Origin of the sequence: Enterobacter sp. PGRG2 (genome assembly GCF_030291195.1) — a bacterium.
Taxonomy (GTDB): Bacteria; Pseudomonadota; Gammaproteobacteria; order Enterobacterales; family Enterobacteriaceae; genus Enterobacter_D.
The window spans coordinates 4,060,793-4,074,265 of record NZ_CP127837.1 but is presented as its reverse complement, the minus strand read 5'-3'; the positions used below and the strand labels follow the sequence as shown (position 1 = coordinate 4,074,265).

Annotated in this window: 11 protein-coding genes; 4 read left to right on the top strand and 7 right to left on the bottom strand. The window is 57.4% G+C overall.

Annotated features, from left to right (window positions below; translation table 11 throughout):
* Positions 1 to 15: 15 nt before the first annotated feature.
* Positions 16 to 558, top strand: coding sequence for a YfaZ family outer membrane protein (locus tag QRD42_RS18175; protein ID WP_072569182.1), 543 nt, complete (start codon positions 16 to 18; stop codon positions 556 to 558).
* Between the two features lie 92 nt (positions 559 to 650).
* Positions 651 to 1,859, top strand: a complete 1,209-nt coding sequence (locus QRD42_RS18170; RefSeq protein WP_072569181.1) for a nicotinamide mononucleotide deamidase-related protein YfaY — start codon at positions 651 to 653, stop codon at positions 1,857 to 1,859.
* Between the two features lie 98 nt (positions 1,860 to 1,957).
* Here the strand turns inward: QRD42_RS18170 and glpC are convergent, their stop codons facing one another.
* The 3 genes from glpC to glpA are packed head-to-tail and all read right to left on the bottom strand — an operon-like array spanning position 1,958 to position 6,013.
* Positions 1,958 to 3,148, bottom strand: a complete 1,191-nt coding sequence (gene glpC / locus QRD42_RS18165; protein ID WP_321987794.1) for an anaerobic glycerol-3-phosphate dehydrogenase subunit GlpC — start codon at positions 3,146 to 3,148, stop codon at positions 1,958 to 1,960.
* Entirely contained in the window at positions 3,145 to 4,401 is a 1,257-nt protein-coding gene (gene glpB / locus QRD42_RS18160; protein ID WP_321987793.1) for a glycerol-3-phosphate dehydrogenase subunit GlpB, read from the bottom strand. The genes glpC and glpB overlap by 4 nt, the downstream gene beginning before the upstream one ends.
* A complete protein-coding gene (glpA, locus tag QRD42_RS18155; protein ID WP_321987792.1) occupies positions 4,391 to 6,013 on the bottom strand; it encodes an anaerobic glycerol-3-phosphate dehydrogenase subunit A in 1,623 nt (540 codons plus the stop codon). Before glpA ends, glpB begins: the two co-directional genes overlap by 11 nt.
* 262 nt (positions 6,014 to 6,275) lie before the next feature.
* Here glpA and glpT point away from each other — a divergent pair, with 262 nt between their 5' ends.
* Positions 6,276 to 7,628 (top strand): glycerol-3-phosphate transporter, encoded by a 1,353-nt coding sequence (gene glpT / locus QRD42_RS18150; RefSeq protein WP_072569177.1) that lies wholly within the window; start codon positions 6,276 to 6,278, stop codon positions 7,626 to 7,628.
* Between the two features lie 463 nt (positions 7,629 to 8,091).
* Positions 8,092 to 8,409, top strand: a complete 318-nt coding sequence (locus tag QRD42_RS18145) for a winged helix-turn-helix domain-containing protein (protein ID WP_234007197.1) — start codon at positions 8,092 to 8,094, stop codon at positions 8,407 to 8,409.
* Positions 8,410 to 8,558: 149 nt separating this feature from the next.
* Here the strand turns inward: QRD42_RS18145 and yfaE are convergent, their stop codons facing one another.
* The 4 genes from yfaE to ubiG form a co-directional block, all read right to left on the bottom strand.
* On the bottom strand, positions 8,559 to 8,813 hold the full coding sequence (gene yfaE, locus QRD42_RS18140; protein WP_072569176.1) for a class I ribonucleotide reductase maintenance protein YfaE: 255 nt from the start codon (positions 8,811 to 8,813) through the stop codon (positions 8,559 to 8,561).
* Positions 8,813 to 9,943: a class Ia ribonucleoside-diphosphate reductase subunit beta gene (gene nrdB / locus QRD42_RS18135; RefSeq protein WP_072569175.1), complete on the bottom strand. Its 1,131-nt coding sequence runs from the start codon at positions 9,941 to 9,943 to the stop codon at positions 8,813 to 8,815. The genes yfaE and nrdB overlap by 1 nt, the downstream gene beginning before the upstream one ends.
* A gap of 105 nt (positions 9,944 to 10,048) precedes the next feature.
* Positions 10,049 to 12,334, bottom strand: a complete 2,286-nt coding sequence (gene nrdA / locus QRD42_RS18130; protein ID WP_072569174.1) for a class 1a ribonucleoside-diphosphate reductase subunit alpha — start codon at positions 12,332 to 12,334, stop codon at positions 10,049 to 10,051.
* A 348-nt stretch (positions 12,335 to 12,682) separates the two neighbouring features.
* Complete coding sequence (gene ubiG / locus QRD42_RS18125; protein WP_318376963.1) at positions 12,683 to 13,411, bottom strand: bifunctional 2-polyprenyl-6-hydroxyphenol methylase/3-demethylubiquinol 3-O-methyltransferase UbiG; 729 nt, start codon at positions 13,409 to 13,411, stop codon at positions 12,683 to 12,685.
* Between the last annotated feature and the right edge of the window lie 62 nt (positions 13,412 to 13,473).

Here is a 13,473-nt window from a genome sequence, read left to right as displayed (position 1 = left end):
CGCGGATAGTGAACGATGAAAAAGATTGCATTAATGACCCTGACCAGCCTGCTGTTTGTTTCTGCGGGCGCGAATGCCCTGAGCATCAGCGGCCAGGCGGGTGAAGATTACACCAATATTGGCGTGGGAATGGGCACCGAAACCAGCGGCCTGGCGCTGAGCGGCAACTGGGCGCACAACGACGATCACGGCGATATTGCCGGTCTGGGCCTCGGCCTTAATCTCCCCCTCGGCCCGTTTATGGCAACCGTCGGCGGTAAAGGCGTGTACCTGAACCCGAACGAAGGCGACGAAGGTTATGCCGCCGCCGTGGGTGGCGGTTTACAGCTGCCGATTGGCGAGAGCATCAAGCTGTTTGGTGAATATTATTACTCGCCGGACTCGCTCTCCAGCGGCGTAAAAGATTTCTCTGAAGCCAACGCTGGCGCGCGTATTTCCGTGCTGCGTCCGCTGAGCGTCGAAGTGGGTTACCGCTATATCGATCTGAGCGGCAAAGACGGCAACGGCGACAGCAAACTGGCCGACGGCCCGTACGTCGGCGTGAGCGCCAGCTTCTGATCCTCCGGCGCGGCACCCTGCCGCGCCAGTTTCCCTCCTGCATTCCCCCGCCATGCGTTATAGTGTTTTGACCGCTAATGCTGGAGAAAAGAATGTTAAATGTGGAAATGCTGTCAACCGGCGATGAAGTGTTGCACGGACAAATTGTGGACACTAACGCTGCGTGGCTGGCTGATGTTTTCTTTAATCAGGGATTACCTTTAACGCGCCGCCAGACCGTCGGCGATGATCTCGACAGCCTTGTCGCCATACTGCGCGAGCGCAGCGAACACGCCGATGTGCTGATTGTGAACGGCGGCCTCGGGCCGACCAGCGACGATCTGAGCGCGCTGGCTGCCGCTACGGCGGCGGGCGAGGGGCTGGTGTTGCATGAAGACTGGCTTGCGCACATGGAGCGTTTTTTCTCTGAACGTGGCAAGGTGATGGCGCCGAGCAACCGCAAACAGGCGGAAATTCCCTCCAGCGCCGAGATGGTCGATAACCCTGTGGGTACCGCCTGCGGCTTTGCCATGCAGCTTAACCGCTGCCTGATGTTTTTCACCCCTGGCGTGCCCTCCGAATTCAAAGTGATGGTGGAGCGCGAAATTCTGCCGCGCCTGCGCGAGCGCTTTACGCTGCCCTCGCCGCCGCTGTGCCTGCGTCTGACCACTTTTGGTCGCTCCGAAAGCGATCTCGCCCAGAGCCTGGAACATCTGCAACTGCCGGACGGCGTGGTGATGGGCTATCGCTCGTCCATGCCGATTATTGAACTCAAGCTGACCGGCCCGGCAGACGCGCGCGAGCAGATGGAAGCCCTGTGGCCTGAAGTGCAGCGCGTGGCGGGTGAAAGCCTGATTTTTGAAGGCACCGAAGGGTTACCGGCGCTGATCGCCCGTCAGCTACGGGAACGACAGCTGAGCCTGACCCTGAGCGAGCAGTTCACCAGCGGGCTGGTGGCGTTGCAACTTTCCCGTGCGGAAGCGCCGTTGCTGGCCAGCGAAGTGCTGCCGTCACAGGCAGATAATCTTGAGCAGTCGGCGCGCTGGGCGGCGGCGCTGCGCGATCGTCATCTGGCCGGTCTGGCGTTATTTGTCGGCGGTATGGATGATGAGCACCTGAACTTTGCGCTGGCAACGCCGGATGGCGTACATGCGCTGCGGGTGCAGTTCAGCGTCAACCGCCACGGTCTGGCGGTTCGCCAGGAAGTCTGCGCGATGATGGCGCTGAATATGCTGCGTCGCTGGTTGCTGGGTAAAGACGTCGCCAGCGATCATGGCTGGATCAATGTTGTCGATACGCTGGTGACGGCGGGGACGAAGTAGCAGAATGCCGGGTGGCGGCTGCGCCTTACCCGGCCTACGAGGCCTACGGTGACAATGTCGCAGGCCCGGCAAGCGCAGCGCCGCCGGGCAAGGTTACATTACCCCAGCGCCCGCGCCAGTAGCGTCACCGGGTGTTCACAGCGCAGGCGGGTGGACATTTCAATCTGCCATTTACAGGTTTCACAGTCTGAGATCACCAGATCCGCGCCGCTCTCCTCAATCTGCCGGAACAGCGGCGCGCCAATCGCCTGTGAGGTCGTATAATTCTCCGCTTTAAACCCGTAAGTACCGGCAATGCCGCAGCACTGTGAATCCAGCACCGTCAGCTCCAGTTCAGGGATTTTACGCAGCAGTTCCAGGGTGTAATGCGTCCAGCCCATTTTTTCCATATGGCAGGGCGTGTGGTAGACCACCTTCAGCGGCAACGGGCGCAGCGGCAGACGGCGGCCTTCCTCCAGCTTGCGCCACAGCCAGCGCGTCGCCAGATCGATATGCGGACGCAGCGCGCTATTGTCGACATCCAGCAGATGCGGGTATTCATCCCGCAGGGTAAAAGTACAGGTGGATGAGGTGGCGATCACCGGCAGGCCGTTGCCGCTAATGGCGCGCGTTAATGACGCGACGTTGGCATTGGCCTGCTTTTTCGCCTTTTCAAAAAAGCCGTTGGCGATCAGCGGCACGCCGCAGCATTTTTCCCCCTCCAGCAGTTGTACGCCTATCTGCATCGCGTTCAGCACCCGCAGCAGATCTTTTCCCAGCTGCGGATGGTTGTAATTGACAAAACAGCCGTGAAAAAAGGCCACCTGGTCGTCAAATTCAGACTGCGCGGCCGCCTGTTTGCGATACCACTGGCGGAAGGTGCCGCGGGAGTATTTCGGCAGAGTACGGCGGTGATCGATTTTCAGCGCTTTATCCAGCAGCAGCCGCACCGGTTTCAGGCCGGTGGCGGCATTCACCAGCGGGGCGACTGGCGTGGACAGGCTTCCCATCAAATCGGTATGGCTGAGAATGGCGTTACGCAGGGAAGGCTTGCGCGGCGCGAACTGGCTGCGGGCGCGCTGGATAATGTCGCCGATCTTCACGCCGGACGGACAGGCGGTTTCGCAGCGTTTACAGTTGGTGCAGTACTTAAGCGCCTCATCATACAGCGTGCCGTCTTTCAGGCGCAGGCGTTCGCCGTCCGGCCCCGCCTGTTTCGGGCCAGGATAGTCGACATTGACGCGGCTTACCGGACAGGCGGTGGTGCAGACGGTGCACTTGATACAGCTGTCGAAGTGGGTGGTGTTCATTCGGATCCTCCCGGCGCGCAGATTTGCTGCGCGACATGTAACGCGGTCACGGCGCAAATTCCGCCGCCGCAGCCCTGGTGAATGGGGTCATAGCCGCCGAGCACCGAACCGATAACGTATAGATTTTGTAGGGGTTCTCCCTGGCATTGCCCGCGCAGCGTGGCATCGGTGCGCACGCCAAACTGCTGCCACGGCTGGGCATCAAACACGTCATCACGATACCAGCTGGCGCGATCGGGGCTGTGCAGCACATCGAGGCCGAATACCTTTTCCCGCACGCCGTCGCGCCCGGCCACCAGCCCGTTACTGAAAAAACTGCCGCTGGCGAGCACCACATGATCGGCGCGCAGCGGAATATCCTCATGCCTGCGCGTCCACAGCTGGCTGACCATGTTGTTATCCAGGGTGGCGCGCAGCACTTCATCCCCTGGCATCCATGCGCCGCCGCTGCGGATAAACTGCTGCTGTAGCAGCGTCTGCATTCTCATACCCGGTACCGACGGGGGCAGGGTGGGGAGCAGGTACAGGGGGCAGGCGAGTTCAGCGTTAAGCCGGGTGTAAACCTTATCGTCAGTCAGGCCGAAACAGGCGGGAAACCAGATGGCGTCATGGGTTTCGCTGAGCGGGCGCAGGGCGGCGCAAAGTTCAGCGAAATGGCTATCCTGGTCCAGCTGGCGGGCAATAGTGACGGCGCGGAACTCGCTGGGGTTTTCCCGCAGCTTATCGAGCAGGGGCAGATCGATTTCTGTTGCCGTGACGCGCAGGCCCTGTTTGCGCAGCGTTGCGGCCGCCAGATGCGGCTGGAAATCGGCAAAGCCGCTGATGCCGACCACGCAGATATGCTCCCCTTTGCGCGGCGACAGCGGCACTTCCGGCGGGCTGAGCCACGCCGGACGCGTCATACCGAGCGGCGTCACGCGGCGGTGCGGGGCGCTGGCATCACCCTGAAATTTCAGCCCGCATTCTGCCAGCAGGTTTTGCGCCTCGCGGGCGTACTGGTACACGCGCCCGGCCCCGATCAGGCTGTAGGGATGTTCCGGGGCAAGGGTTTCAAGCGCGGCCAGCCCGGCGGCGGTATCCTTTACCGCTGTGCCGTCCGGCAGGCACGAGAGCAGATCCAGCGAGCCGGAGGAAAAACTCAGCGCGCTCTGTCCGCGGCTGACAATGGCGCAGCGCTGCCCGCTGCGGCTTAGCCTGATGCCGCACAGCAGACCCGCCAGCCCGCCGCCGACGATCACCGTATCAAACTTCATCTGTCGTCTCCTTTTCCAGACCACACAGTCCCTGGTATACCCAGCGGGTAAACTCGCTTTCCCGCAGCGCATCGCCCCAGGCGACGGGGCGGATGCCTTTCCAGCGCTCATTTAAAAATGCGGACAATTGCGCGATGGATTGCGCGTCGCTGGTGACGTTGAGGCGATGCAGTAACCCGGCCGCCCGGCAGGCGCAGAGTTCGCCCTGGCAGGTGCCCATGCCGACGCGGGTGCGACGCCGCAAATCGGGCAGGGAACGGACGTTAAGATTATCCACCGCGTACTCCACTTCCCCGGCAGTGACGGCTTCGCATTCGCAGATCAGGCTGCGGGTATGACGTGCGTTGCCGAGCCATTCCGGGGTGCGATCGCCATGCCGCCACACCGCCGAGCCGCGCAGCGGCGCTGACAGGGAGATCACTTTTTGCAGGGTCTGAGCGGCAGACTCCCGCGAGCCCGGCAGCGGTTCGCTGGCGGTGCGGCAGGGTGTCGTATTATTGAGTTTGCGGCACACGGCGTCGGTGGCCCACTCCGCCATCAGCCGGTAGGTCATCAGCTTGCCGCCGGTAATAGTGATAAAGCCTTCCATACCGTCGCGTTCGGCGTGATCCATCAGCACAATGCCGCGGCTGACGTTGCGCCCGCTGGGGTCGTCGTCGCTGGCGACCAGCGGGCGTACCCCTGCGTAGGCACGCAGAATGCGCGAGGTCGCCATGATCGGCGCCAGTTTTTCGCCCTCGCGCAGCAGTATGTCGACCTCTTCCGGCGTCACGCGGGTGTTATCAATATCGTGGTAATCAATGTGCGTGGAAGTGGTGCCGATCAGGGAGATGGTATCGCCGGGCACCAGAATATCGGCGTCGGCAGGTTTGCGGCAGCGGTTGATCACCTGCTGGTTGATGCGGTGATCAAGAATAAGCAGCGCGCCTTTCGCCGGGAACATGCGGATGCTCAGATCCGCATACTCTGCAATGCGCTGTCCCCAGATCCCGGCGGCGTTTACCACCACAGGCGCGTACAGGGACTGCACCGCCTGCGTTGAGGGATGGCGGATCTGCACGCCGTTCACCCGATCTTTATCCCGCAGCAGGCCGATCACCTCATGGCCGGTTAGGATAATCGCGCCGTGCTCGCGGGCGTCCAGCATATTGGCGGCGGTCAGGCGAAAGGGATCGATGGTGCCGTCCGGCACCTGCACGGCGGCAATGAGCGCGGGGTTCACGCAGGGTTCGATGCGCAGCGCCTCTTCTGCCGACAGCGGCTGTGCGGCGATCCCGGCACGGGTACAGGCGCTGATAAACTGTTGCTGCCAGGCCAGATCGTCTTCCGGCAGGGTAATGAACAGACCGCCGGTGGGTTCAATACAGTGGCGGGCGACCCGGCGCAGGATCTGGTTTTCGCTGATACACTCCCGCGCCGATTCTTCATCCGTTACCGCATAGCGCGCGCCGCTGTGCAGCAGGCCGTGGTTACGCCCGGTGGCGCCGGTGGCGATGTCGTGGCGTTCCAGCAGCACCACGCGCAGCCCGCGCAGCGCGCAGTCGCGGGCGATCCCCGCCCCGGTTGCGCCGCCGCCGATAATGATGACGTCGTACTCAGTCACGTCGCGCATTTTCGCTTCCCTCTTATCTTAATGACCCTTATTGCGCATTTAGCCACATTCCTTGTGTGGTTTGTTTGATTGCGCGCATATTCGCGCATAAAACGAAAGTAAAAGAACATTTGTTGCGTGAATTGAGCGCCTTGTCATATTTCTGTAACATTCGACGCGACTTTTCCTGCGTTAACGTCCAGTCTTCACTCGTCGCACGCTTTTGAGGCGGCGTGACGCTCGTTTTCACTCATTACAAAACAACACATGCCACGGAGGCTTTATGTTGAGCATCTTTAAACCTGCCGCGCATCAACCCCGGTTACCGGAGCAGCAGATCGATCCGTATTACCGGCGTTTACGCTGGCAGATTTTTATGGGCATTTTCTTCGGCTACGCGGCTTACTACCTGGTGCGGAAAAACTTTGCGCTGGCGATGCCGTTCCTGGTGGAGCAGGGCTTTTCCCGCGGCGATCTGGGCTTTGCGCTGTCAGGGATTTCCATTGCCTACGGCTTTTCCAAATTCATCATGGGATCGGTATCGGATCGCTCGAATCCGCGCGTCTTCTTACCGGCGGGGCTGATCCTGGCCGCCGCCGTAATGCTGTTTATGGGCTTTGTGCCCTGGGCGACCTCCAGCATTGCCATTATGTTTGTGCTGCTGTTTTTATGCGGCTGGTTCCAGGGGATGGGCTGGCCGCCGTGCGGACGCACCATGGTGCACTGGTGGTCGCAGAAAGAGCGCGGCGGTATCGTGTCGGTGTGGAACTGCGCGCATAACGTCGGCGGCGGCATCCCGCCCTTGCTGTTCCTGCTTGGCATGGCGTGGTTCAACGACTGGAAAGCGGCGCTCTATATGCCGGCGTTCGCGGCTATCGTCGTGGCGTTCATTGCCTTTGCCCTGATGCGCGACACCCCGCAGTCCTGCGGATTACCGCCTATTGAAGAATATAAGAACGACTATCCGGATGATTACAGCGAAAAAACCGAAGAAGAGCTGACCGCGAAGCAGATCTTTATGCAGTATGTGCTGCCGAATAAATTGCTGTGGTACATCGCCATTGCGAACGTTTTTGTTTATCTGCTGCGCTACGGCATTCTCGACTGGTCGCCGACCTATCTGAAAGAGGTGAAACACTTCGCGCTGGATAAGTCGTCATGGGCTTACTTCCTGTATGAATATGCCGGTATTCCGGGCACGCTGCTGTGCGGCTGGATGTCGGATAAAGTGTTCAGGGGCAACCGTGGCGCGACCGGCGTATTCTTTATGACGCTGGTGACCATCGCCACCGTGGTGTACTGGCTGAACCCGCCGGGCAACCCGACGGTGGACATGATCTGCATGATCGTCATCGGCTTCCTGATTTACGGCCCGGTAATGCTGATTGGTCTGCACGCGCTGGAGCTGGCACCGAAAAAAGCGGCAGGCACGGCGGCAGGCTTTACCGGCCTGTTTGGTTATCTGGGCGGCTCGGTGGCGGCCAGCGCCATTGTCGGCTATACCGTCGATTTCTTCGGCTGGGACGGCGGCTTTATGGTGATGATTGGCGGTAGCGTCATCGCTGTGCTGCTGTTGCTGGTGGTTATGATCGGTGAGAAAAAGCATCACGAAGCAATAGCCCGTAAACGCGGTTAACCCTGGTCTGATGCCTCTCCGTCCGGAGGGGCATTTTTTTGCGCGATATTCCTGACCAGCATTTTATCCTGCAAAAAAGGCATAAATTAATATTTAAAGTTAATGATCCGGATAGCGATCATCTTGCGGGTGTCTGGACTTTTTGTAGTTCAATTTGCGCGGATAGATGCTTAATATTTTACTTAGGTTGTGTAAATATTTTGTCGACGTGCGATGGCCTGTGCCAAAATAACCTTCCCCCTGTATGTTGAAACTAATTCCCATAGCCATATAATCGACCTTATTGACAGTATGGCCTATGAACAGGAATAAAAAAGGCATTCCTTGCAAAGTTTCAGGACAAATGAGCAACGACACGATGGGATATCGGCTGTACGGCTATGTGATAGGCAAAGAAGTTCACTTCGAAATTGACAACGGAAGACTTTACCGCCTTCCGCAGGGAAGTACTGAGAAATATTTTATGTTCGGCTCAGTATTATTTAATCATACGATGTTGCAGCTATTTATCTATTTACTCCAGCATGGCCGCCAGAACATCGTGACCAAAGAGGAACTGCTGCGCGTGGTGTGGGAGGAGAACGATCTGGTTCCGTCCACCCAGCGTCTGTGGCAGGTTCTGAAGAATCTTAACCGTCGTCTTAGTCTGTTAGGGCTGCCGGAAGATTTTATCACCAGCGTGCGCGGAAGCGGTTACTGCATCAATTATGTCGATATTACCCCTATTTATTATCGGGTGAGTGAACTCCATCATCATCCGGAAGAAATAAAGGAGAGCTAGTTATTCCTGTGTGAGTGATGTCAACCAGGAATTTAACCCTGAACAGTGCTGTTCAGGGTTTTTTTATATTATTTGCAGTAGCTGCTGATGTTTGGGGAGCTGAAATAATAAACGCCGGAAATTAATTCATTTGCGGAAAATCTGACGCGCTATAACTCGATTTCAATATCGCCACGCGCACGGCAACAGCAGGGAAGGATTTCACCGGCGGAAATAAAGGCCAGCGGCTCGGTCAGCCAGTCAACCTGACCGGCCACCAGCCGCGTGCGGCAGGAGCCGCAATAGCCTTCACGACACTGATATTCCACCGCCACCTGGTGCGATTCCAGCGCCGCCAGTAACGACGGATGTTCATCCTGGCACAGGAGTTCTGTGCCAGTGATGCGCAGAATGACGCGGCTCATCAGAGCTGGAAGTCACTCAGATCGTCAGTGTTCACTTCGGAATCAATCTGACCGACCAGATAAGAGCTGACTTCCACTTCCTGCGGCGCGACCTGCACGTTGTCGGACACCAGCCAGGCGTTGATCCACGGGATCGGGTTCGAGCGGGTCTGGAACGGCAAATCAAGACCCACGGCCTGCATGCGGATGTTGGTGATGTAATCCACATACTGGCAAAGAATGTCTTTGTTCAGGCCGATCATGGAGCCGCCCTGGAACAGGTAGGCTGCCCACTCTTTTTCCTGTTCCGCCGCCAGTACAAACAGGTCATAGCACTCCTGCTTACACTCTTCGGCGATTTCAGCCATCTCGGGATCGTCCACGCCGCTGCGCAGCAGGTTCAGCATATGCTGGGTGCCGGTCAGGTGCAGGGCTTCATCACGGGCGATCAGCTTGATGATTTTGGCGTTGCCTTCCATCAGTTCGCGCTCGGCGAAGGCGAAAGAGCAGGCGAAGCTGACGTAGAAGCGGATCGCTTCCAGCGCGTTGACGCTCATCAGGCACAGGTACAGTTTCTTTTTCAGCTCGCGCAGGTTAACGGTCACTGTTTTGCCGTTGACGTTATGCGTGCCTTCACCCAGCAGATGCCAGTAGCTGGTCAGCTCGATCAGATCGTCGTAGTAGTGAGAAATACCTTCGGCGCGTTTGAGGATCTGCTCGTTGGTCACGATATCGTCAAACACCACCGCCGGATCGTTCACAATGTTGCGAATGATATGAGTATAAGAGCGGGAGTGGATGGTTTCTGAAAACGCCCAGGTTTCCACCCAGGTTTCCAGTTCCGGAATAGAGATCAGCGGCAGCAGCGCCACGTTCGGGCTGCGTCCCTGAATGGAATCCAGCAGCGTCTGGTATTTCAGGTTGCTTAAAAAGATGTGCTTTTCGTGTTCCGGCAGGGCCTGGAAGTCGATACGGTCACGGGAGACGTCAACTTCTTCCGGACGCCAGAAGAAAGAGAGTTGTTTCTCGATCAGCTTTTCGAAGATGTCATATTTTTGCTGATCGTAGCGTGCAACGTTCACCGGCTGGCCGAAAAACATCGGTTCCAGCAGCTGGTTATTTTTCGTCTGTGAAAAGGTGGTGTATGCCATGCGAGTATTTCCTGTCCTGCAATGATACGCCGGGTGGCGCAAAGCTTACCCGGCCTACAAAACCTAACCTCAGGCCCGGCAGGCTTTGCGCCGCCGGGCAATTTATTAAATCTTACACGCGCCGCTTTCGCAGCCATCATCCTGAATGGACGGCACCAGATCATCCTGTGAATCTTCTGCGCCATCGCGGGTGTTCTGGTAATACAGCGTCTTCACGCCAAATTTGTAGGCGGTGAGCAGATCTTTCAACAGCTGCTGCATCGGGACTTTCCCTGACGGGAAGCGCGTCGGATCGTAGTTGGTGTTGGCAGAGATCGACTGGTCGATAAACTTCTGCATGATGCCCACCAGTTGCAGATAACCGTCGTTATTCGGCATATCCCACAGCAGTTCATAGCTGTCTTTCAGGTGCTCATAATCCGGCACCACCTGACGCAGAATACCGTCTTTCGACGCTTTGATGCTCACGTGGCCGCGCGGCGGTTCAATACCGTTGGTGGCGTTGGAGATCTGCGACGAGGTCTCGGACGGCATCAGCGCAGAGAGCGTGGAGTTACGCAGACCGTGCGTTTTAATGGATTCGCGCAGCGCTTCCCAGTCGTAATGCAGCTCTTTGGTGACAATCGCGTCCAGATCTTTCTTGTAGGTATCGGTCGGCAGAATACCTTTCGCATAGGTGGTTTCGTTGAACCACGGGCACGCACCTTGCTCTTTCGCCAGCTCGTTAGAGGCTTTCAGCAGGAAGTACTGAATGGCTTCGAAGGTTTTATGCGTCAGGTTGTTGGCGCTACCGTCGGAGTAACGCACGCCGTGTTTCGCTAAATAGTAGGCGAAGTTGATCACGCCAATACCCAGCGTGCGGCGGCCCATTGCGCCACGTTTTGCAGCCGGGATCGGGTAATCCTGATAGTCCAGCAGGGCGTCCAGAGCACGTACCGCAAGGGTCGCCAGCTCTTCCAGCTCGTCCAGCGAATCGATAGCGCCGAGGTTGAACGCAGACAGCGTACACAGCGCGATTTCACCGTTTTCGTCGTTCACGTCCATCAGCGGTTTGGTCGGCAGGGCGATTTCCAGGCACAGGTTAGACTGGCGCACCGGGGCAATAGCCGGATCGAACGGGCTGTGGGTGTTGCAGTGGTCAACGTTCTGAATGTAGATACGGCCCGTAGAGGCGCGTTCCTGCATCATCAGCGAGAACAGATCTACCGCTTTCACGCGCTGCTTGCGGATGCTGTCGTCTTTTTCGTACTGGGTATACAGACGCTCGAACTCGTCCTGATCGGCGAAGAAGGCGTCGTACAGGCCAGGCACGTCAGACGGGCTGAACAGGGTGATGTCTTCACCTTTCAGCAGACGGGTGTACATCAGTTTGTTGATCTGTACGCCGTAATCCATGTGACGTACGCGGTTGCCTTCCACGCCACGGTTGTTTTTCAGCACCAGCAGGCTTTCCACTTCCAGATGCCACATCGGGTAGAACAGGGTGGCTGCACCGCCGCGCACGCCGCCCTGGGAGCAGGACTTCACCGCGGTCTGGAAATGTTTGTAGAACGGGATACAGCCAGTGTGGAAGGCTTCGCCGCCACGGATCGGGCTGCCCAGCGCACGGATTCGACCGGCGTTGATGCCGATACCGGCGCGCTGGGACACGTATTTCACGATGGCGCTGGAGGTGGCGTTGATGGAATCCAGGCTATCGCCGCACTCGATCAGTACGCAGGAGCTGAACTGACGGGTCGGGGTGCGCACGCCGGACATGATCGGCGTCGGCAGTGAAATCTTAAAGGTGGATACGGCGTCATAGAAACGCTTCACGTAGTCCAGACGGGTTTCACGCGGGTAGTTCGAGAACAGGCATGCGGCCACCAGAATATACAGGAACTGCGCGCTCTCGTAGATTTCGCCGGTCACGCGGTTCTGCACCAGGTATTTGCCTTCCAGCTGTTTCACGGCCGCGTAGGAGAAGGTCAGATCGCGATCGTGCTGGATAAAGGCGTCCATCTGGCGGAACTCTTCTTCGCTGTAGTCTTCCAGCAGATGGTGGTCATATTTGCCCAGCTCAACCATTTTCAGCACGTGGTTGAACAGCGTCGGTGGCTCAAACTGGCCGTAGGCTTTTTTGCGCAGATGGAAAATCGCCAGGCGCGCGGCCAGATACTGATAATCAGGCGCGTCGCGGGAGATCAGATCGGCGGCGGCTTTGATGATGGTTTCATGAATGTCGGAGGTTTTAATGCCGTCATAAAACTGAATGTGTGAACGCAGTTCAACCTGAGAGATGGAGACGTTATTCAGCCCTTCTGCCGCCCAATCCAGTACGCGGTGGATTTTATCCAGATTGATGCGCTCAGTACGACCATCACGCTTTGTCACCAGCAGACTCTGATTCATGTGGGATTTACCTGTCCGTGAAATAGAAAAAATATCCCCCGTTTATCCACAAGTCCGCGCTGTGGCTAACTCTGTGGATAAATACTACATGTAGGGGGTTTGCGATAAGAGAAACGCTATATGGTGAGTATTCTAGTAGGGATTCTTTTGAGTACAAGAGTTGATTTTGGCGTTAATTTAAGGTTGCGAAAAGGTAAGAATCGCTAAGTCCCCGAACTGTAAGGCCTCCAGGGAAAGTCAATCATTTGCAAAAAAAATAAGAAATTTGATCGAGTGCTGATTTCTTCATCGGCCGGAGAAAATGCGTAACGTCCTGTCACGCAATCTTCATAACAATTTCGCATGACGTTAGTCGTTTCGTGCTTTTGTATGCAGCATATAGTTAACGTCAACCCCTGGCGCGAGCTTGAATTTGTCGGTCAGCGGGTTGTAGTGCAGGCCGGTGATATGGCACTCCTTCAGCACGGTGTCATCGATCCAGCCCAGCAGCTCTGCCGGCTTGATGAATTTTTTCACGTCGTGCGTACCTTTCGGCACCATGCGCAGTACGTATTCCGCACCGACCACCGCCATCAGCCAGGCTTTGCCGTTGCGGTTAAGGGTAGAGAAGAAGACGTGGCCGCCGGGTTTCACCAGTTTTGCGCAGGCGTTCACCACGGACTGTGGATCCGGCACGTGCTCCAGCATCTCCATGCAGGTCACTACATCATATTGCTGCGGGTGGGCGGCGGCGTGTTCTTCCACTGTCCGCTGCACGTAGTCAACGTTGACGCCGGATTCCAGGGCATGCAGGCGCGCCACCTGTAGCGGCTCAAAGCCCATATCCAGGCCGGTCACGGTTGCGCCTTCGCGCGCCATGCTCTCCGCCAGAATGCCGCCACCGCAGCCTACGTCCAGCACCTGCTTACCAAACAGGCCGCCAGCGCGTTCGGCAATATAGCCCAGGCGCAGCGGGTTAATACGGTGCAATGGTTTGAACTCGCCTTCCAGATCCCACCAGCGAGACGCGACCGCTTCAAATTTCGCAATTTCATCGTGGTCGACGTTATGAGCCACCGACGGTTTTTCGACATTCATGGGCGCTTTTACTCCTTTATCATCAAGACCGTGAAGTATATCAGGCCACGGGCGTGAATAAA

What these genes read in the sequence shown, in the direction of transcription:
- glpC (WP_321987794.1), bottom strand. Translation starts at nt 3,148, where the DNA reads ATGAACACCACCCACTTCGACAGCTGTATCAAGTGCACCGTCTGCACC.
- QRD42_RS18175 (WP_072569182.1), top strand. Translation starts at nt 16, where the DNA reads ATGAAAAAGATTGCATTAATGACCCTGACCAGCCTGCTGTTTGTTTCT.
- glpB (WP_321987793.1), bottom strand. Translation starts at nt 4,401, where the DNA reads ATGAAGTTTGATACGGTGATCGTCGGCGGCGGGCTGGCGGGTCTGCTG.
- nrdB (WP_072569175.1), bottom strand. Translation starts at nt 9,943, where the DNA reads ATGGCATACACCACCTTTTCACAGACGAAAAATAACCAGCTGCTGGAA.
- glpA (WP_321987792.1), bottom strand. Translation starts at nt 6,013, where the DNA reads ATGCGCGACGTGACTGAGTACGACGTCATCATTATCGGCGGCGGCGCA.
- yfaE (WP_072569176.1), bottom strand. Translation starts at nt 8,813, where the DNA reads ATGAGCCGCGTCATTCTGCGCATCACTGGCACAGAACTCCTGTGCCAG.
- glpT (WP_072569177.1), top strand. Translation starts at nt 6,276, where the DNA reads ATGTTGAGCATCTTTAAACCTGCCGCGCATCAACCCCGGTTACCGGAG.
- nrdA (WP_072569174.1), bottom strand. Translation starts at nt 12,334, where the DNA reads ATGAATCAGAGTCTGCTGGTGACAAAGCGTGATGGTCGTACTGAGCGC.
- QRD42_RS18170 (WP_072569181.1), top strand. Translation starts at nt 651, where the DNA reads ATGTTAAATGTGGAAATGCTGTCAACCGGCGATGAAGTGTTGCACGGA.
- ubiG (WP_318376963.1), bottom strand. Translation starts at nt 13,411, where the DNA reads ATGAATGTCGAAAAACCGTCGGTGGCTCATAACGTCGACCACGATGAA.
- QRD42_RS18145 (WP_234007197.1), top strand. Translation starts at nt 8,092, where the DNA reads ATGTTCGGCTCAGTATTATTTAATCATACGATGTTGCAGCTATTTATC.